At 68.8% G+C, this 17220-nt stretch carries 17 protein-coding genes; 5 read left to right on the forward strand and 12 right to left on the reverse strand.

All coding sequences use genetic code 11. The features are described 5' to 3' along the window. Positions 1–119 precede the first annotated feature (119 nt). Entirely contained in the window at positions 120–431 is a 312-nt protein-coding gene (locus AB0E69_RS11415; RefSeq protein ID WP_360142834.1) for a hypothetical protein, read from the forward strand. A gap of 142 nt (positions 432–573) precedes the next feature. Here AB0E69_RS11415 and AB0E69_RS11420 read toward each other — a convergent pair whose 3' ends face one another. The 11 genes from AB0E69_RS11420 to AB0E69_RS11470 all read right to left on the reverse strand — a co-directional run bounded on the left by AB0E69_RS11420 (position 574) and on the right by AB0E69_RS11470 (position 8524). Next, on the reverse strand, positions 574–954 hold the full coding sequence (locus AB0E69_RS11420) for a hypothetical protein (protein ID WP_360142836.1): 381 nt from the start codon (positions 952–954) through the stop codon (positions 574–576). Then, on the reverse strand, positions 951–1208 hold the full coding sequence (locus tag AB0E69_RS11425; protein ID WP_360142838.1) for a hypothetical protein: 258 nt from the start codon (positions 1206–1208) through the stop codon (positions 951–953). Before AB0E69_RS11425 ends, AB0E69_RS11420 begins: the two co-directional genes overlap by 4 nt. 179 nt (positions 1209–1387) lie before the next feature. Beyond that, the gene (locus tag AB0E69_RS11430) at positions 1388–1846 is read right to left on the reverse strand and encodes a hypothetical protein (protein ID WP_360142840.1); all 459 of its coding nucleotides are present in this window, start codon (positions 1844–1846) and stop codon (positions 1388–1390) included. Positions 1847–1885: 39 nt separating this feature from the next. Continuing rightward, the gene (locus AB0E69_RS11435) at positions 1886–2362 is read right to left on the reverse strand and encodes a hypothetical protein (RefSeq protein ID WP_360142842.1); all 477 of its coding nucleotides are present in this window, start codon (positions 2360–2362) and stop codon (positions 1886–1888) included. 21 nt (positions 2363–2383) lie between these two features. Beyond that, positions 2384–2851, reverse strand: coding sequence for a hypothetical protein (locus AB0E69_RS11440; RefSeq protein ID WP_360142844.1), 468 nt, complete (start codon positions 2849–2851; stop codon positions 2384–2386). Next, positions 2851–4077 carry a hypothetical protein gene (locus AB0E69_RS11445; RefSeq protein ID WP_360142846.1) on the reverse strand — a complete coding sequence of 409 codons (1227 nt, stop codon included), beginning with the start codon at positions 4075–4077 and terminating at the stop codon, positions 2851–2853. Before AB0E69_RS11445 ends, AB0E69_RS11440 begins: the two co-directional genes overlap by 1 nt. A gap of 5 nt (positions 4078–4082) precedes the next feature. Further along, the gene (locus tag AB0E69_RS11450; protein WP_360142848.1) at positions 4083–4343 is read right to left on the reverse strand and encodes a hypothetical protein; all 261 of its coding nucleotides are present in this window, start codon (positions 4341–4343) and stop codon (positions 4083–4085) included. 16 nt (positions 4344–4359) lie between these two features. Then, entirely contained in the window at positions 4360–5037 is a 678-nt protein-coding gene (locus tag AB0E69_RS11455; protein WP_360142850.1) for a hypothetical protein, read from the reverse strand. Continuing rightward, complete coding sequence (locus AB0E69_RS11460) at positions 5034–7784, reverse strand: FtsK/SpoIIIE domain-containing protein (protein ID WP_360142852.1); 2751 nt, start codon at positions 7782–7784, stop codon at positions 5034–5036. The genes AB0E69_RS11455 and AB0E69_RS11460 overlap by 4 nt, the downstream gene beginning before the upstream one ends. 139 nt (positions 7785–7923) lie before the next feature. Continuing rightward, complete coding sequence (locus tag AB0E69_RS11465; RefSeq protein WP_360142854.1) at positions 7924–8319, reverse strand: VOC family protein; 396 nt, start codon at positions 8317–8319, stop codon at positions 7924–7926. 7 nt (positions 8320–8326) lie between these two features. After that, on the reverse strand, positions 8327–8524 hold the full coding sequence (locus tag AB0E69_RS11470; protein WP_360142856.1) for a hypothetical protein: 198 nt from the start codon (positions 8522–8524) through the stop codon (positions 8327–8329). Positions 8525–8656: 132 nt separating this feature from the next. Between AB0E69_RS11470 and AB0E69_RS11475 the strand changes: the two genes are divergently transcribed. Both AB0E69_RS11475 and AB0E69_RS11480 read left to right on the forward strand, forming a co-directional pair. After that, complete coding sequence (locus AB0E69_RS11475; RefSeq protein WP_360142858.1) at positions 8657–11770, forward strand: PD-(D/E)XK nuclease family protein; 3114 nt, start codon at positions 8657–8659, stop codon at positions 11768–11770. Continuing rightward, positions 11763–15251, forward strand: coding sequence for a UvrD-helicase domain-containing protein (locus AB0E69_RS11480; RefSeq protein ID WP_360142860.1), 3489 nt, complete (start codon positions 11763–11765; stop codon positions 15249–15251). Before AB0E69_RS11475 ends, AB0E69_RS11480 begins: the two co-directional genes overlap by 8 nt. 33 nt (positions 15252–15284) lie before the next feature. Here the strand turns inward: AB0E69_RS11480 and AB0E69_RS11485 are convergent, their stop codons facing one another. After that, entirely contained in the window at positions 15285–15926 is a 642-nt protein-coding gene (locus AB0E69_RS11485) for a LysE family transporter (protein ID WP_360142862.1), read from the reverse strand. A 207-nt stretch (positions 15927–16133) separates the two neighbouring features. On the opposite strand from AB0E69_RS11485, the gene AB0E69_RS11490 reads away from it, so the two are divergent. Both AB0E69_RS11490 and AB0E69_RS11495 read left to right on the forward strand, forming a co-directional pair. Further along, positions 16134–16361, forward strand: coding sequence for a TrfB-related DNA-binding protein (locus tag AB0E69_RS11490; protein WP_360142864.1), 228 nt, complete (start codon positions 16134–16136; stop codon positions 16359–16361). A gap of 220 nt (positions 16362–16581) precedes the next feature. After that, positions 16582–17208, forward strand: coding sequence for a DUF6308 family protein (locus tag AB0E69_RS11495; protein WP_360142866.1), 627 nt, complete (start codon positions 16582–16584; stop codon positions 17206–17208). Positions 17209–17220 lie beyond the last annotated feature (12 nt).

Genomic DNA, 17220 nt, shown 5'->3' on the forward strand with positions numbered 1-17220 from the left:
ACCGACCGGCCGTGTCAGACCGCCGTAAGGGTCAAACCCTTGCCCCGCAGGCGTTGCGGGCGCACTGTTCGAGAAAGGAGGCGCCCTGGGGGTGGGTGCCACGGAGACAGGGGGCCGACATGGCTGGTTTCGTTCAGATCATCGAGTACCGGACGTCGAAGCCGGACGAGATCGAGGCGCTGATGACCGAGTTCAGCGCGAAACGCGGCGCGGACGCGGAGGGGGCGGCGCCGGCGCGCGGCATCCTGTGTGCCGACCGCGACGAGTCCGGACGGTACTTCGCGATCGTCGAGTTCAACTCCTACGAGGAGGCGATGGAGAACTCGCAACGGGCCGACACGACCGAGTTCTCGGAACGGATGATGGAGCTCTGCGACGGGCCGGGCAAGTTCTACAACCTCGACCTCGTGCAGACGATGGAGTACAGCTGAGCAGCGGGCCGGTGCCGGAAAGGAATACGGCACCGGCCCACCAACGGGGGCCCGGACCCACGGCGCTGGTCCCGGACCTGCTTTCGGCGCGCCCGGTACGCCGTCTCCCAGGTGGTACGGCGTACCGGCGCCAGCGCGCGGCTCAGCGGAAGGCGCGGTAGGCCGACCGGCCCGACTGCGGGCCGAGGTCGCGCTCGCTGTGCAGAGGATCGGGGTCCTGTGGCTCGGCGGCGGAGTGCAGATCCGGCCACGGTCTCGGTCGAAGCGTCTCGGGTGGTGGTATTTGCAGATCAGGGTCGGGGCTGGACTCGGGGTCGATCCACTCGACCTCGGTGGCGCCGCCGTGACCGTGAATGGCGATGACGGACTCGATACCGTCCCAGACGGTGGTCGTCGGATAGTCGCCGTACCAGCGGAGCGCCACGGCGCCGTCGGTGAACTGCACACCCTCGGCGACGGGGCCGGTGCCGCTGACACCGGAGACGTCATAATGGCGGATCAGCCGGAAACGACGGGAGCTCATGTCGGACTGACCTCCCAGAGCCGTTCGCCCGGGAGCCGGCGGTCCGGTCCCGGATCGCAGTCCGGAATCGGTTCGCTGGTCACGCGCAGACCGGCGAACCGACGGGACATGGCAGCCGCGTACCGCTCGGCCAGCTCGGCTTCGGCCCGGTAGTCCGCGACCACGTGCTCCCCGAACCAGACCCGAACCCGCCGCCGCTCGGCAACTCTGACAACACCCGGGTGAGGATCCCCGTCCGCACTGTCAGCAGTCATCTCAATGCACCCGCCGCCGGATCCGGCAAGCTCCAACCAACGCCCTCGCAACAATTCCCTTCACATCAATCACGTCCACTCCTGTGGGGATGGCTTCACAGGAAGTGACGACCGTCACCGGCCGCTATGACGCGAATCCCCCAAACTTCCCCCAAACCCACCAGGAGACGCCCAGTCTCCTAAACAACCCAGGCCCGCCAGGTGTCGACGTCCGGGTCGTCGAGGGTGGTGTCGGCGTCGAAGGTGTGGGTCCCGCGCCCCGGTAGGTACGCGGCGACGAGGAGCTCGAGGTTGTGGGAGAGCAGCGCGGGTACGTTGCCGAGCGCCTCGACCAGCAAGCCGAACGCCAGGCGGGCCTCGTCCCGCTGAGCCGTCTTGTGCGTGCGGGACTGTACGTCGACGATCAGCGGATACCTGTCCATCGCCTGAACCTCCCCCGGCTCCGGGCCGAACTTGTTCGGCCCGATGTAGACGCCGATGACTCCGTCGAACGTGCGCGCCCGGCCCTTGTACTGCAACTCACCCGTGTCGGCTCGCAGGTCCCCGAGGAACTCCAGCCCGAGCACCCCGGCCACTCGGTTCGCGGCAGCCTCCAGCGGCTCATCCGTAGCCATAAAGATCTCGTCGCTGTCAGCCATCAAGACTCCCTCACATAACTCACCAACCGCCCGTGCAAATCAGCTAGCGATCCAGGGCCGCCAGGTGTCGAGGTGATCGGCGTCGAGGGAGGTGTGGGGTGGGAAGGTGTGGGTGCCGGTGCCCGGTAGGTAGGCAGCGACGATCCAGGACAGGGCATGGCTCAGGATCAGGGCCGCCGGGGGCTGGGTCTGGACCAGCTCGTCGAAGACGGCGCGCGCCTCGCTAGCCTGCGCATCCTCGTGGCGGGCGCCGAGCAGACGTACCTCGACCGCGATCGGATAGCCGTCGACAGCTGAGACATCTTCAGGTGCCGGATCCGTCTCGCCGTAGACATTCGGCTCGACCAAGACGTACAAGGGTCCGTCAGCCGTCCTCGCGTCCCCCCTGAACAGCCGCACGCCGTCCTTCAAGTCAGGATCGTCAACCGGCTCCAGCCGCAGTACACCACTCAACCACTGAGCAGCCTCCTCCAGCGACGCGCTACCAGCCACAAAGATGTGGTCGTCGGTCGACATCACTGCTCCTTGCGGGCCGGCTCAGTGTGGGGTGACGACCCAAGGGCGCCAGGTGGCGATGTCGGCGATGTCGGGAGTGACGGGCGGCAGAAACGTGTGGGTTGCGACGTGCGGGACGTGAGCCGCGATCAGCGTCTCCAGGTTGTGCACCAGCAGCATTGGTGCATCGGGCCGGGACTCCGTCAGTGTGCTGAACAGGAGCCCTGCTTCCCGGTGCAGCACCTCGTCGGGCTGACCCGCGCGCACCTGAACCTCGATCGGATATCCGTCCATCGCCTGGACCTCGTCCGGCTCCGGATCGGGGAGGACGTACCCGTTGGCCTGTACGACGATCCCCAGCCAATCCGGAACGGTCTCCGCTCGACGCCGCAGGCGGACGGTTCTCGGCTCGGCGAGCACCACCTCACAGCCGGCGGCTGCGACCAACCAGTCCGCCACCTGCGACGGTGTGTCCGGAACCGCCAGAAATACGCTGTCGACAACCGACATCAACGCTCCTTCCGATAGCTGACGAGTCGTCCGTCACCCAGCAAGATGTGAACGACCTCGGCAATCGTCTTGCCAGGCTGACCTGCTGCCCGCCGGTACGCACGCCAGGCATCGTCCTCGGCAAGATCAACACCCCGACCGTCGATCACGACCTCGGATGCTTGTTCGCTTGCGTCACAGATGTTCCGCCTGATGGTACTGGTCGAGTTCTTGGTGGGCGTCTTGAACTCGACGATCACGCCCCGCTCACCTGCCCCCTTACGAACCGTCGCGTCCGGGTTCTTCGCACCCGAGGAATGATCTGGTTTCCGCGCGTCGACGCGCCAGCCCTCCTCCGCGAGTCGATCGGCGATGACCCGTTCATGAGGCTTGAAGGACCGGTCCGGATCATGAACGCTCGGCGCGAAGCCGACCTCGAGCGGCCTCAGGTCGAAGGCCAGATCGAGATCGGCTCCTGGGAGGTTCGGCAGTTCGATGTCGACGACGATCGGCTCGGAGTGGTCGTCCGGGTAGTCGAAGGTGGCTTCTACCTGGTGGGTGGTGATGGTGATGACGGCCTGTTCCCACTCGCGGCCTTCGTCCTTGGACATGGCTTTCAGGAGCGTCTTCACGGCTTCGGTGAGGTCGGTGGAGATTTCGAAGTCGCGGAGGAGGTGGGCTTCGCGTTTCTTGTCTTCTTTCTCGTTGTGTTCTTCGAACTCCAGGTCGCCGGATTCGGTGACGGTGATCTCGATCTCGAGCGGTTCTTCGGGGAGGTCTTTGGAGTCTTCTTCGTCTTTTTCTGACTGTTTGCGGAAGGTTTCGAAGGCTTTGCGGGCGACTATGACGAGGGGTGGTTCATTGTCTTTGGCAACTTCTAGGTCTTCGAAGGTGGCGGTTAGGCGTTGCGTGCGGATCGGGCGGCCGCCGGTGGGGAGTTTGTTGCGGTTGGCGGAGTCGGAGGATGGGCGGTTGGTCGAAGGGCCCGAACCGCCGACCAGGCCCTCGGCCCAGGTGCGGGCCTTGGGTGGGGCCATTGAGAGGTAGTGGGCGGCGGCCTCGCAGGCGCGGGCCGCGGCGTCCAGTTGCTGGGCGGCTACGGTTGCCTGGCCGTGGGAGGCCTGGAGGACGACCTGGGCGTTCTCGCGGCAGCGCAGCGCCGTGCGTTGCAGGCGTTCGACGACGCCCGGGACCTCGTCGAAACAGTCGACCAGGCCGCGGGCGACGCGCTGCAGCTCCGACGGCAACGGCGTCAGATCTGGTCGGCGTAGCTCGTGCAGCCGGCGGACGCGATCTCCAGCGCCTCGGCGGCCTGCTCGACCGCCTTGCCGGCCGCCTCGAGGATCTCGATGATGTCCCGGTCGATCCCGGTCGCCGTACCCGCGATCAGACTTTCCACCAGCTGACTGTGCTGGGTGAACCGCAGCTTGAACCCGGCCAGCCCACCGGCCGCCTGCTTGGCCTCCATCGAGACCTGGTGCAGCTGTTCCTTGAGCCGCAGTACGTCGGACACCTCAACCCACTCCCAACTAGTTGCGCTTCTTCGGCAGCACGATCGCCGTACCCGCCACTACCACCGGGACCGCGATAGCGAGCCACCACGGCAAGCCGGCAGCCATCGCCACCATCACCGCGACCGCACCGCCCCAGCCCCACCAGCGCGCACCGGGCAGCCGCGGCAGCCCCAGCACCCGTGACGCAGCCAGCATGGTCACCGCTCCGATCGCCGCCGCTTCAACCCCGGCCAGAAACAACCCGGTGACCACCCAGACCAGCACGAAACCGACCAGCGCCACGGCCGCGCTGATGGTACGCCGCCTGCGCCGCTCCTGCTCTGCCCGGGCCGCGGTCCGTACCTCCTCCAGCTGGTCGACCGCCTCCGTCAGCTGCTTGGTGATGCGTGCAGCGATCGGCTCGATGTCGCTCAGCGACCGGATCTCCGGCAGGGTGTGGTTCGCCCGCCTGCCCTCAGCCGGCAGCCCGGCCCGCTGGAGACTCGCAGCAGCCTTCTCAGCCAGCCCATTCAGCCGCGTCTGCAGCTGCTGCCCCCGCTCGGCCATCGCGGTCGCCTCTGCTGCAGCTGTGGCCTCAGCCTTCGACTTGTGTGCCGTGACCCGGTCCTGCGCCTGCTGCGCGTCCGCTCTGGCCATGGCGACCGTACGCAACGCCCGCACGTACTCCGACCACTCCTGCTCGACCGTCTTCATCGCCTCACCAGCTCCACCGCACGCTCGACCTCGTCGGCTCGCAGCGCCGCGAACGGTACGACGACCTGTGCCTCCGGATGTAGCCCGTCCCACAAGAGCCCCCGGTGCGGCTCCGACGCCCACCGCACCAGCGGTCCGGCGACCGCACGCACCCCGTCCTGCGGGTGCCGAAGGAACAGGTGCGTAGCGACGTTCCCTCGCCCGTACCCGAGCTGCTCAGTGCATACGTGCAACCGATTCCACCAGCCGAACGTGATCAGCCCGTGTGCCGGCCCGTCGCGCACGATGTCCTGCAACGCGTTCGCCGGGCTCTCGAAGAACCCGTCCGCGTGCAGCTGCATCCGAGGTACGCCGTGGAAGCCGAACCCGAGGAGGTACGTCGCACCGGCCGTCCCGGACCGCATGGCGTCGCGCAGTGCGAACAACCGGGGCGCGATGTCGTCGTGCTTGTCCACGGTCTCGACCTCACAGCCCAGCTCCCGCAGCACCTGCACCAACGCGTCCTTGCCCTCAGCAACCGCAGGCGCCGAGTTGGTACCGTCCACGAACACGAACCGCGGCGGGTCAACTGCCGCGGCAGCCGTCGACACCGCCAGCCCACTGAGTACGCCGAGCGCATCCGCCGGCCCGTCACCCAGCACGAGTACACCGCCGCCTGGCTCGGGCCGCACCTCGACTTGTACCGGCTCCTCGGTCACTGCGATGGGCAGTCCGGTCCACGGCCGCCCCAGCTCGGGCTTGACTGCCGCAGCGGTGTCCGTGATGCGCGCCGGCTCGGCCAGGTGGAACACGCGCGGCGGGTGCGCCGCCGTACCGGCGCGCTGCCACAGCTCCTGCCGAAGGGCGTCCAGCACTGGCTTGTCAGCGAAGCTCACCAGCACGTGCTGGTTGTCGTCCGGCGAGCCGAAGTTCGCGTTCAGCACTGCCTCGCCACGGAACTGCAGCTCCGCCGCGGCGGTGTTGCCACTGCGCAAGATGGCCTGCGAGTCGGCCGGTGTGGTCTTCAGCGCGATCCGGTACGGCACCTGGCCAAAGATCGAGTCGCGCCGCGTCGACAGCCGCTTGACCCCCTCGATCGTCTGGGTCGCCAGCACGACATGTACGCCGTACGCACGTCCTAGTCGCACCAAACGCTCCAGCAGCTTCGCCGCCTCGTCCGCGAGCTCGTCGTCGTCCTCCAGCAGCACCTGGAACTCGTCAAGCACGACGAGGATGCGCGGTGGCCGGTCCGGACCCGGTGCGAGCTCAGCGATGTCAGCAACGTTGCCGTGCGACTTGAAGATCTCGCTCCGGCGCGCCAGCTCGTCGGACAGGTGCCGCAGTACGGCCAGACCGAACGCGCGGTCGCTGTGCACTCCCAGCACCCGGATCTGTGGCAGCCAGTGCGGCCGCTCCGGTCCCGGACCGAGGGCAGAGAACTCCACGCCGTGCTTGAAGTCGAGCAGGTACATCTCCAGGTCTGCCGGCGAGTACCGCGCGGCCAGACCGTGGATCATCACCAGCAGCAGGTTCGACTTGCCCTGACCGACCGCTCCCCCGACCAGTACGTGCGGCAGCGCCGGGTTGCCGCTGCGCAGCCGGACCAGCGCCGGCGTGCGGTCGTCGTACCCGATCACCGTGCCGATCTCGTCCTTGACCGGGGTCCACCAGGTCGATCGGTCCGGCAGGGTGCGTTCGAAGTCGATCGTCGGCAGTACAGCGATGTCCGCCTGCTCAGCGATCACGTCACAGATACCTGCGGCGATGTTGGCGTCGAAGGGCGGGTCCAGCTTCGCGGCGATGCCCGGCAGCTGCGTCAGCTCCACCTTGTTGTTGACGATGGCAACCGGATTGAGGAGGTCGAGCAACTGCTTCGCGTTGACGTCCAGCTCCGGCGACGTCGCTACGTCGTGGTGGACGAGGAAGCAGATCCCGCGCTGCCCTGCAGTCGCCGCCAGCCGGAGCAGGTCGCGCTGAGCCAGCGTGTCGATGCCGGAGGGGTAGTCGAAGAGGATGACCAACCGGTAGGGGTCAGTGACCTGACCTGTCTCCCGGATGAGGTCCTCGAACCGCTCGTGCCCGAGCTGCGCCTGCCGACTGGCCCGCAGCGACGACACGTCGACCAGCCCGGACAGCACGGTGTGCAGCTGCTCCGCGGTGTGCGTTGCTCTGGGCACCAATTGCGGGTACTTCGTGGTGAGGTGGCCGAGCAGCCCCATCATCCCCGTCAGCCGCGGGTCGAACGCGTCGATGCGTAGCCGGAACGGTTCAGCAGCAGCGACCAGCCGCAGTGCAATGCTCTGCAGCAACCGTCTGGCCGACTCGTTGCGGTCAGCGGTCACCTTCCAGCCGTTGGTCTGCAGCAGCGGCGCGACAACCGGCGTACCGGCGTCCAGCTCGCCGATGCGCACGTACGACGGCACGCCGGCGCCGATGAGCTGTCTGGACCGCCAGCGAGCGTCGTTGGGCGGGATGGACGCGAGACCAGGCGCCAACCGGTCCGCCAGCAGCCGTGCCTTCGGCTCAGCCGTCGACAGGGCCTCTGCGGTCTTCGCATCGACCAGAGCGCGCGACTCACGCCGCGCGGTGGCCGTCTGCTCCTGCAGCTGACGATGCAGCTGTACTGCGCGCTGGTGCTCGCCCTGCGTCAGGCGACGCGCGGTGTCGAGCAACTGCCCCAGCGCGTACTGCAGACCGCGGATCCGCGCTTCCAGGAGCTCCGGTGAGGCCGGTCCGGGTGCACTACCCCCGTCAGGCGTCTCCGTCACGAGCACCGTCCTTCCAACCTCTGCCCCGCGACCCTAGGGGGTGTCTGCTGGACCAGCAGCCACGACCTCTCCTTGCCTGGGGTAACCATGTCACATCGGTAGTCCCAACTGTCACTCCAGGCATCACTGGTCTCACCTGTCAATCGGGTGCGACGATTTCCAGCTCGTAGCCGTCGGTGTTGTGCAGGAAGGCGGCGTAATGCTGCGGACCGCCGGCGTAGGGGTGCCGGTCCGCGAACATCAGCGTCCAGCCGTGTGCGGCAGCCTCCGCGACGATCGCGTCGACCTTCGCGCGGCCGGCCGCGTTCAGCGCCAGGTGGTTCATCCCGGGCCGCATCCGGTCGTGCTCGCCGGCGGACATCGCCGGGCTCTGCTCGACCACGACGTAGCTCCCGTCCGGAGCGGTCCAGGTCATCCCACCGGGCCAGCCGTCACCGTCCTTCCAACCCAGCCGGTTGAGGACCCAGCCCCAGCTCTGCTCGGCCCGGGACAGGTCCGGGACCCAGATCTCGATGTGATGCACCGCGGCGACCATCGGAGCATTATCTGTGCTCGTCGAAACGGCTCGACACCGCCATCGAGATCGCCCCCGACACGACCAGCCAGACCGGCGCCGCGACCAGCCACGGCCACCACTCGCGACCCTGCGCGGCCTCGGCCACCGCCTCGCCGAACAACCCACCGGCCGGCGCGAACACCAGCACGAGCAGAACCCGCGCCACCGCCGTCTCCCTGGTCATTCCTTCATTGTCAGATCCCGCCACCAGGCCCGCAGAAACCTTGGCGTTTCGCGCCCGGACACTTTCTTGTCCGTGGGAGGGTTTACCGTCTGCGATGACAGTGACAGATCGGCGAGAGGTTGGGAGTTCGTCGTGAGCAGCACGCGGATCGAGAGCACGGCGTACGGCGCTGCCGCTCTGGAGCGCCTGCAGGCCGTGGTGGCGCGGCTGAAGGCGGACGATCCGATGAAGCCGGTGACCCTGCTGCTGCCGAACAACCTGGCCGGCGTGATCGCCCGCCGGCACCTTGCGCGAGACGGGATCGCCGGCCTCTACCTGGCGACGCTCGAGCGCCTGGCCGAGCAACTCGCGGCCGGCTCTCTCGCGCCGCGCCGCCCCGCCACGCGGCCGATCGTGGCGGCGACGTGGCGTACGGCGCTGTCGAAGGCGCCGGGCATCTTCGAGGAGGTGGCGGAGCACCCCTCGACCATCCAAGCGCTTGCATCGGCTCACCGCGAGCTGCGCGACCTGAGCGACCCGGCTTTGCACAGCGTCGCTGAGGCGTCGGCGCTCGGTCCGGACCTCGTTCGCCTGCACCGGCACGTGACTGGCGAGCTGGCAGCGGACTGGTACGACGAGACCGACCTGCTCCGCGCAGCGGCCAATCGCATCGCCGCTGCACCGGAGGTGGTCGCCGAGCTCGGCGCGCTGGTCCTCTACCTGCCCCAGGAGCTCACGCAGTCCGAGGCAGCGTTCGTGGCAGCGCTCGGCGACGCTGCTGCCGATCTGACCGTGATCGTTGGTCTGACCGACGTTCGCCGGGCCGACCGCGCGGTCCGGCGGTCGCTCGAGCGGATCGGGATCGACCTGCCGTCGTCGATCTCGAAGAACTACCCGGTCGCGACCGAGATCCTGAACGCGTCCGACGCCGACGACGAGGTCCGTTGCGTGGTGCGCGACGTGGTCGCGGCGCTGCAGCACACGCCCGCCCACCGGATCGCGGTGCTGTACTCCGCGGCCTCGCCGTACGCGCGTCTCCTCCATGAGCACCTGGGCGCCGCCAACATCGAAGTCAACGGACCAGGCACGCGACCGGTGCACGAGCGCGCGCTGGCGCGGACGTTGCTCGAGGTGCTGGCTCTGGTCGACCAGGACCTGCCCCGGGCAGACGTCTTCCGTGCGCTGGCGAACGCACCGACGCGAGACTTCACCGGCGAGCGGATCCCGGTGCCGCAGTGGGAGCGGATGTCGCGCGCAGCCGGTGTGGTGCGTGGTGGCGACTGGGACACCAGGCTGGCTCGCTACGCCGAGTCGGAGCGGCGCACTGCCGATCAGGAAGAGGCTGCTGACGACCCACGGCCTGCTGCGGTGCGGCGCGCGCAGTACAACGCGACTACGGCCGAGCGGTTGCATGCGTTTGCTTCCGAGCTGCGACGTCGGCTGACTGCCCTTGCTGAGCTCGAGACATGGTCCTCGCTGGCGTCCGGTGTCCTGCAGCTGTTCCAGGAGCTCCTTGGGGACTACTCGCAGCTGCCGGCCGAGGAGCAGTACGCCGCTGCCGCGGTCGAGGGGTCGCTGAAGGGCCTGTCCACGTTGGACGAGCTCGGTACGCCGGCCAGTCTCGCCGTACTGCGGGACGTGCTGGATCTCGAGCTGCAGCAGTCATTGCCGCGGGTCGGGACGTTCGGCACCGGAGTACTGGTGGCGCCGTTGTCGGCGAGCATCGGGTTGTCGGCGGACCTGGTGTACGTCGTGGGGCTCTCGGAGGACCTGTACCCGGGGCGCGTGCACGAGGACGCACTGCTGCCGCATCGGGTGCGTGAGGCGGCGGCTCCGGAGCTGGCGTCGTTCCGGGACCGGCTGGATGAGAAGCAGCGGCACCTGTTGGTGGCGTTCTCGTCGGGCGCACGGGTGGTGGCGTCGTTCCCCAGAGGTGACCTGCGGCGTTCGTCGCGTCGGCTGCCGACGCGGTGGCTGCTCGGGTCGCTGCGCGAGCTGACCGGCGACCACGCGCTGCCGGCAACGCAGTGGGACCGGCACGACAAGGTACTGCGGACCTCGGCGTCGTACGCCGGATCGTTGACCACGGCAACCATGCCGGCGACTGAGCAGGAGTGGCAGACACGGGCCGCGGCGGCGCGGCTCTGGGTCCACGACGGCGTGCTGGTGCGAGCGCGGGAGCTGCTCCGTGGACGAGCCTCGCAGGCCTTTACACGCTTCGACGGAGACTTGTCCGGCGTGCCCGGCCTGCCCGAGTACGCCGTAGAGGACCGGATCGCGTCGCCAACGGCGCTGGAAGCGTATGCGACGTGTCCGCACGCGTACTTCGTCGAACGCCTGCTGCAGGTGGAGCCGATCGAGTCACCCGAGGACCTGCTGGTGATCTCGCCGATCCAGGTGGGGAACCTGATCCACAACGGTCTGGACGCGTTCGTCAGCCGGTTGGCCGGCTCGCTGCCCGGCTACGGCGAGCCGTGGCCGGACGAGCAGCGGTCATTGTTGCTGGCGATCGGGGCGGAGCTCGCCGAGCAGTTCGAGGCTGAGGGGCTGACCGGACATCCGCGGTTGTGGCAGCGGGAGCGGCTGCGGATCCTGAGCGATCTCATGGTGTTGTTGACGGACGACGATCGCTGGCGGGCCGAGCGGTCGGCGTCGGTGGTGGCGAGCGAGCTGCGGTTCGGGTCCGACGGCGAGCCGCCGGTGGAGATTCCGGTGCCGTCGGGGCGGGTGCTGCTGCGCGGATCGGCCGACAAGGTCGATCTCGGGTCGGACGGGACGATCTACGTGACCGACGTGAAGACGGGCGGCTTCTCGCGGTACGAGGGGATCGAGTCGGATCCGGTCGCGGGCGGGACGAAGCTGCAGCTGCCGGTGTACGCCTACGCGGCGCGGGCCCGGTTGGGCGAGCCGTCGACTCCCGTTGAGGCGTCGTACTGGTTCGTCCGGCGCGGCGGGAAGCGGATCCCGGTGCCGCTGACGCCGGAGGTCGAGGCGCGGTACGTCGACACGCTGGACGTGATCGTGTCGTCGATCGCGGCCGGGTACTTCCCGCCGAAGGCGCCCGAGGTGCCGGACTTCTTGTGGGTGCAGTGTCCTTACTGCAACCCGGACGGGTTGGGACACAGCGAGGTGCGGGCGCGGTGGGACCGGAAGCGGCACGATCCGACGCTCGAGCGGTTGGTGCGGCTGATCGATCCGACGGCGCTGGAGCCGGTCGCTCCGGCTGCGACTGGGCCGGGCGCTTCGGGGGTGGTCGGCGATGAGTGAGCAGTTGCTCGACGGCGACGCTCGGGAGCGGATCCGGACCGACACGGACGCGACGTTGTTCGTCGAGGCCGGCGCGGGGTCGGGGAAGACGCACGCGCTGGTCGATCGGGTGGTGACGCTGGTCCTGCGCGACGAAGTACCGCTGCGGAGGATCGCGGCGGTCACCTTCACCGAGAAGGCCGGGGCCGAGCTTCGCGACCGGTTGCGGGTCGAGTTCGAGAAGGCGCGTCGCGGTCCGTCGGGTGCGCTGGCCGACGCTGCGCTGGACGATCTGGACTCGGCGTCGATCGGGACGTTGCACTCGTTCGCGCAGCAGATTCTGCTCGCGCATCCGATCGAGGCCGGGCTGCCGCCGCTGATCGACGTCCTCGACGAGGTCGGGTCCTCGGTAGCGTTCGAGGAGCGTTGGGCGGAGCTGCAGCAACAGTTGCTGGACGACGATTCGATCGCCGAGCCGTTGCTGCTGGCGATGGCGGTGGGTGTCGAGCTGAAGCATCTGCGGTCGCTGGCCCGGCTGTTCGGCAACGACTGGGACCTGATCGGTGAGCGGGTGCTGGTGGATCCGCCTGAGCTGGTGTCGATGCCGGACTTGACCGGGCTGATCGCGGCCGCGGCGAAGATCGGTGGGTTGGCGGAATCGTGCCTCGACGGCGAGGACCGGTTGCTGCCGAAGATCGTTCAGATCCGCGAGCTCGGGCTGATGCTCGGCGCGGCGTCCGATCAGGAGTCGCAGCTGGCGATTCTGCAGACGTTGCGTGGGCTGAAGGTCGGCCGGATCGGCCGGAAGGAGAACTGGCCGGACGTCAACCGGGCGCGCTCGGACTGCGGTGAGGTCGTCGAGGTGGCCGGTTCGCTGGTCGAGCTGCTGCTGGATGCTTGCCTGCGGCATCTTTCGCACTGGATCGCGGAGCGGGTGCTGGAGTCGGCCGAGGTCCGGCGTGGCGAGGGGCGGCTGGAGTTCCACGACCTCCTGGTCCTGGCGCGGGACCTGCTGCGGCGGGACGCGGTGGTGCGGGCGGCGTTGCAGGAGCGGTACGAGCGGTTGCTGCTGGACGAGTTCCAGGACACGGACCCGATCCAGATCGAGCTCGCCGTCCGGATCGCGGCCGGCGCCGACGGGGATGCTGCGGATTGGCGTGACGTCGAGGTGCCTGAGGGGCGGCTGTTCGTCGTCGGCGACCCGAAACAGTCGATCTACCGGTTCCGCCGGGCGAATATCGCGACGTACCTGACCGCGCAGGATCTCCTGGGTGAGACGGTCGCGCTCACCACCAACTTCCGCACGGTCCCGCCGATCCTCCGCTGGATCAACACCGTCTTCGACACCCTCATCCAGCCGCAGGAACAGGCCCAACCGTCGTACCAGTCGCTGGCCCCGCACCGGACCGCCGCGACGTCAACGGCACCTCGGGCCAAGCAGGTCACCACCCAACCCGAAGACGTCCGTGGCGACCAGCTCTCGATCTTCGACGACCCCGACGAACTGACCCTCTTCGACGATCCGGCCGCCGAGCCGTCACTCTTCGACGACTCTCCAGCCACCTCCGATCCCGAGAGCTCCGGGGTTGGTGACCTGGCGACCGTGCTCCCGTTCAGGCGACGCGGTGACTCGGCGACGGCCGACGTACCTGTTGATGAGCCGGCTGACGACGTGCCAGAGGACCCAGCGGCTGGGCCGGCGGTCACGATCCTCGGGGCGGAGGTGCATGACGACCTGCCGCGCGCGCAGGCGTCCGTGTTGCGCGAGCGCGAGGCGGCCGACGTCGCGTCGGTCATTGAGCAGGCGCTCCGCGAGGGATGGCTGGTGTACGACGAACGCTCGGAAGGCTGGCGCCCCGCGGAAGCAGGCGACATCGCCGTACTCGTCCCGGCCCGCACCTCGCTCCCGTTCCTCGAGGACGCGCTCGACCGCGCGGACATCCCGTACCGCGCCGAGGCCAGCTCGCTCGTCTACCAAACGGCCGAGGTTCGCGACCTGCTCGCCTGTGCCCGCGCGCTCGGCGACCCGAGCGACCAGCTCGCGCTCGTCACCACCCTTCGGTCCCCGCTGTTCGGCTGCGGCGACGACGACCTCTACACCTGGAAGCGCGGCGGCGGCTCGTTCACCCTCACTGCGCCGGTGCCCGACCAGCTGCTGACGCACCCCGTTGGCGAGGCGGTGGAGTGGCTGCGCCGCACGTACTACGCCGCCCGCTGGCTCACCCCCAGTGAGGTGCTCGCGAAGATCGTGGCCGACCGCCGCATGCTCGAGGTCGCCGCGATCGGCCCGCGCGCCCGCGACGCCTGGCGCCGCATCCGCTTCGTTGTCGACCAGGCCCGCGCGTGGTCCGAGGTCGAGCACGGTGGCCTGCGCTCGTATCTCGCCTGGGCCGCCCACCAAGGCGAGGAAACGTCCCGCGTCGCTGAGGCCGTCCTCCCCGAGACCGATGCCGACGCCGTCCGGGTGATGACGATCCACGCGGCGAAGGGCCTCGAGTTCCCGATCGTGATCCTGTCCGGCATGACCGCGTCCCCGAACCGCCAGCGCGGCGTACAGGTCCTGTGGCCGCCCGACGGCGGGTACGCCGTGAAGCTCAAGGCGTCCGTTCAGACCGAAGACTTCGACCTGGTCCAGCCGGTCGACGAGCAGATGGACGACTACGAGCGCCGCCGCCTGCTGTACGTCGCGGCGACCCGCGCCCGCGACCATCTCATCGTCTCGCTGCACCGCTCCGGCAACCGCCGCCACTCCAGCAACGCCGAGCTCCTGGCCTCAGCCGGCGGAGTCGATGCACCGCACGCGACCGTCTTCACAGGCCAACCGGTCCCGGACCGCGAACCGGCAACGACCGCTGACGTCACCCCACCGATGTCCCGGACCGAGTGGGAGACCCGCTCCGCCGCGGCCCGAGCCGCAAGTCGCGCCCGGTCCGCCCAAAGCGCGTCCGGCCTCGAAGGCACCGGTCCAGAGGTCGCGCTGGCCGACATCGACCCGGGTACAGCGAAGGCCGCCCGCGACCTAGAGCTCCCGCCATGGTCCAAGGGCCGGTACGGAACCGCGATCGGCCGCGCGGTCCACGCCGTCCTACAGGTCGTCGACCTCTCCACCGGCGCCGGGCTCGAACCCGCGGTCGCGACGCAGTGCCTCGCGGAGGGTGTGCTCGAATACGCCGACGTCGTCACCGCACTTGTCCGCTCGGCGCTGGCGTCGGACGTCGTACAACGGGCGGCTGCGCGGGAGCACTGGCGCGAGTCGTACGTCGGCACCGTCCAGCCGGACGGCACGGTCCTCGAAGGCTTCGTCGACCTGATCTACCGCGAAGACGACGGCCGCCTGACGATCGTCGACTACAAGACCGACGCGATCCCAGCCGCAGCCCTCGACAGCCGGGTCGCGTACTACGCCCCACAACTCGAGGCGTACGCAGCGATCCTGCCCAACACCGCGCCACCGATCCTGCTGTTCCTCAACCCCGGCGGCGCGGTCGAGCGACGTCTCTAGTCGTTCTCCCGCGCCCCAGGCCCGTCGGCGACCTCAAGCGAGCAGCCGAATCGCGAGCACGGTGATCAGCGCGCTTGAGGCCAGCGTCGTCACCAATCGGCCGACGTGCCCAGTGAGCACCCGACCGAGCAGTGCTCCGCCGCCCGCCAGCAACAGTTGCCAACCGGCCGACGCGACGAACGCGCCGGCCACGAACACGATCCGCTCCAGAGTCCCCGAGGCGCCCGATCCGCCGAGCACCAGGGCGGCGAAGTAGATCACCGTCCACGGGTTGAGCAGCGTCATCCCGAGCATCCCGAGGTACGCCGTGAGCGCCCGCATCGGCGTCTCCTGCTCGATCGCGACCAGGCGATGCGCGCGGTACCGCCGTACTGCCTTGACCGCTCCCATCACCGCGAGCGCGAGCAGTACGGCGACGGACGCCCAGCGCAGCGGGTCGACGATCGGGACGAGCAACGGCGCCAACGCCGTACCGGCCACCGCGGCGACGACGGCGTAGATCCCGTCAGCGGACGCGATCCCCAACGCCGCGCACGCACCGATCCGCAGCGAGCTCCGCGCGGTCAGTCCGACCAGGTAGGTCCCCACGGGCCCGACCGGCATGGCAACGCCAAGCCCGGCCAGCAACCCGGCGACCAGCGCCGCGGTCACGATCGACCGCTGATCGACCCCCACCGACGACCGGTCTGCTGCTGCTTGCCCGCCGCCAGGTCGGCAACCGGCATCAACAGCAGCACTCCACGGGTCGTCGTCATGTCCCACATGATGAACACCTGCCTGCGCACCGGCAACCGATTAATTTGTTGCCTCCGACAACCATTTGACGACTGCTTTGACAACCAGGGGTTGACACTGACAACCTGGGGTTGTCATGATGCCTGCATGGTCAAACGCTTCGACACCCCGGCCCACCAGGAGCTCCTCGCCAACCTCAAGGAAGTCCGCGCCGAAGCCATCAACCACGCCCGCCTGGCTCGGGACCTCTCCCGCCAACGCCGCCACCTCATCGACACCCTGCTGGCGGAAGGCTTCTCCCAGTCCGACCTCGCCCGGGAACTCGGCGTCACCCGCCAAGCCATTCAGAAAATGGTCGCCGCCGGCTCCGACTGACCTGCCACTACACCAGACCAATTCCTCCGTTGTGTCGCCAATGGATTACTGACAGTCTATGGGGTTCCGGGGGTTGACGAACCGAATGGTTACAGGTTGTGGACAACGGGAAATGACGTGTGCGTGTGGGTCGGCGTGAAGTCGCTACGATCTGCGGAAACAGACGGATGATGGTCCGCCGCCGGCGGGTCTGCCACCGCGAGTGTGTGAGGGTGTGGCTATGAACATCGGTACCCGGAAGATCGTCGTCGACGAGGCGATCGCGCAGCTGCGGCTGTACGCCGAGACGAACGGCGCCGTCCTGCAGTACTACGACGGGCTGCCGGGGATGACCACCGTCGGCGGCTCCGACCCGAACCGGGTGACGCTGGAGGACCTGGGGCGGACGATGGTCATCGGCGCGGACCTGCGCGCGGCGGACATCCCGTGGCTGCTCGAGGTCGAGGCGGAGAAGGAGCTCGCCGCGATCCCGGTCGACGCGCGGCTGGAGGATGCCGCGCCGGGCAGCGACCTGTTCAAGGCGGCGATGGCGCTGGACGACCTGTTCACCGGTCACCGCGGCTTCGGGCACGCCAAGAAGTCCAAGCTGCTGCACCTGAAGCGGCCGTACCTCTACCCGGTGACCGACAGCTTCATCCGGATGACCTACGGGAACGCGTCGGCCGGCGCCGACTTCCTGAGCGCCGTCCGCGAGGACCTGGTCAACCCGGCGAACGTCCGCGACTTCAAGCTGCTTCAGGTCCGTCTGACCGCCGAGCCCTCGACCTCCGCGGCCCGCTTGCTCGGCGAGGTCCCCATCCTCCGCCTGCTCGACATCCTCGCCTCCCTGCTGGGCGAGGCGAAGTAGCGCCTCACGCAC

This window comes from Kribbella sp. NPDC026611 (genome assembly GCF_040638345.1).
In the GTDB taxonomy this organism is placed as follows: Bacteria; Actinomycetota; Actinomycetes; order Propionibacteriales; family Kribbellaceae; genus Kribbella.

Coding starts and splice junctions, on each gene's coding strand:
- AB0E69_RS11425 (WP_360142838.1), bottom strand. CDS start 1,208: ATGACTGCTGACAGTGCGGACGGGGATCCTCACCCGGGTGTTGTCAGA.
- AB0E69_RS11415 (WP_360142834.1), top strand. CDS start 120: ATGGCTGGTTTCGTTCAGATCATCGAGTACCGGACGTCGAAGCCGGAC.
- AB0E69_RS11455 (WP_360142850.1), bottom strand. CDS start 5,037: ATGAAGACGGTCGAGCAGGAGTGGTCGGAGTACGTGCGGGCGTTGCGT.
- AB0E69_RS11465 (WP_360142854.1), bottom strand. CDS start 8,319: ATGGTCGCCGCGGTGCATCACATCGAGATCTGGGTCCCGGACCTGTCC.
- AB0E69_RS11470 (WP_360142856.1), bottom strand. CDS start 8,524: ATGACCAGGGAGACGGCGGTGGCGCGGGTTCTGCTCGTGCTGGTGTTC.
- AB0E69_RS11435 (WP_360142842.1), bottom strand. CDS start 2,362: ATGTCGACCGACGACCACATCTTTGTGGCTGGTAGCGCGTCGCTGGAG.
- AB0E69_RS11480 (WP_360142860.1), top strand. CDS start 11,763: ATGAGTGAGCAGTTGCTCGACGGCGACGCTCGGGAGCGGATCCGGACC.
- AB0E69_RS11495 (WP_360142866.1), top strand. CDS start 16,582: ATGAACATCGGTACCCGGAAGATCGTCGTCGACGAGGCGATCGCGCAG.
- AB0E69_RS11420 (WP_360142836.1), bottom strand. CDS start 954: ATGAGCTCCCGTCGTTTCCGGCTGATCCGCCATTATGACGTCTCCGGT.
- AB0E69_RS11490 (WP_360142864.1), top strand. CDS start 16,134: ATGGTCAAACGCTTCGACACCCCGGCCCACCAGGAGCTCCTCGCCAAC.
- AB0E69_RS11430 (WP_360142840.1), bottom strand. CDS start 1,846: ATGGCTGACAGCGACGAGATCTTTATGGCTACGGATGAGCCGCTGGAG.
- AB0E69_RS11440 (WP_360142844.1), bottom strand. CDS start 2,851: ATGTCGGTTGTCGACAGCGTATTTCTGGCGGTTCCGGACACACCGTCG.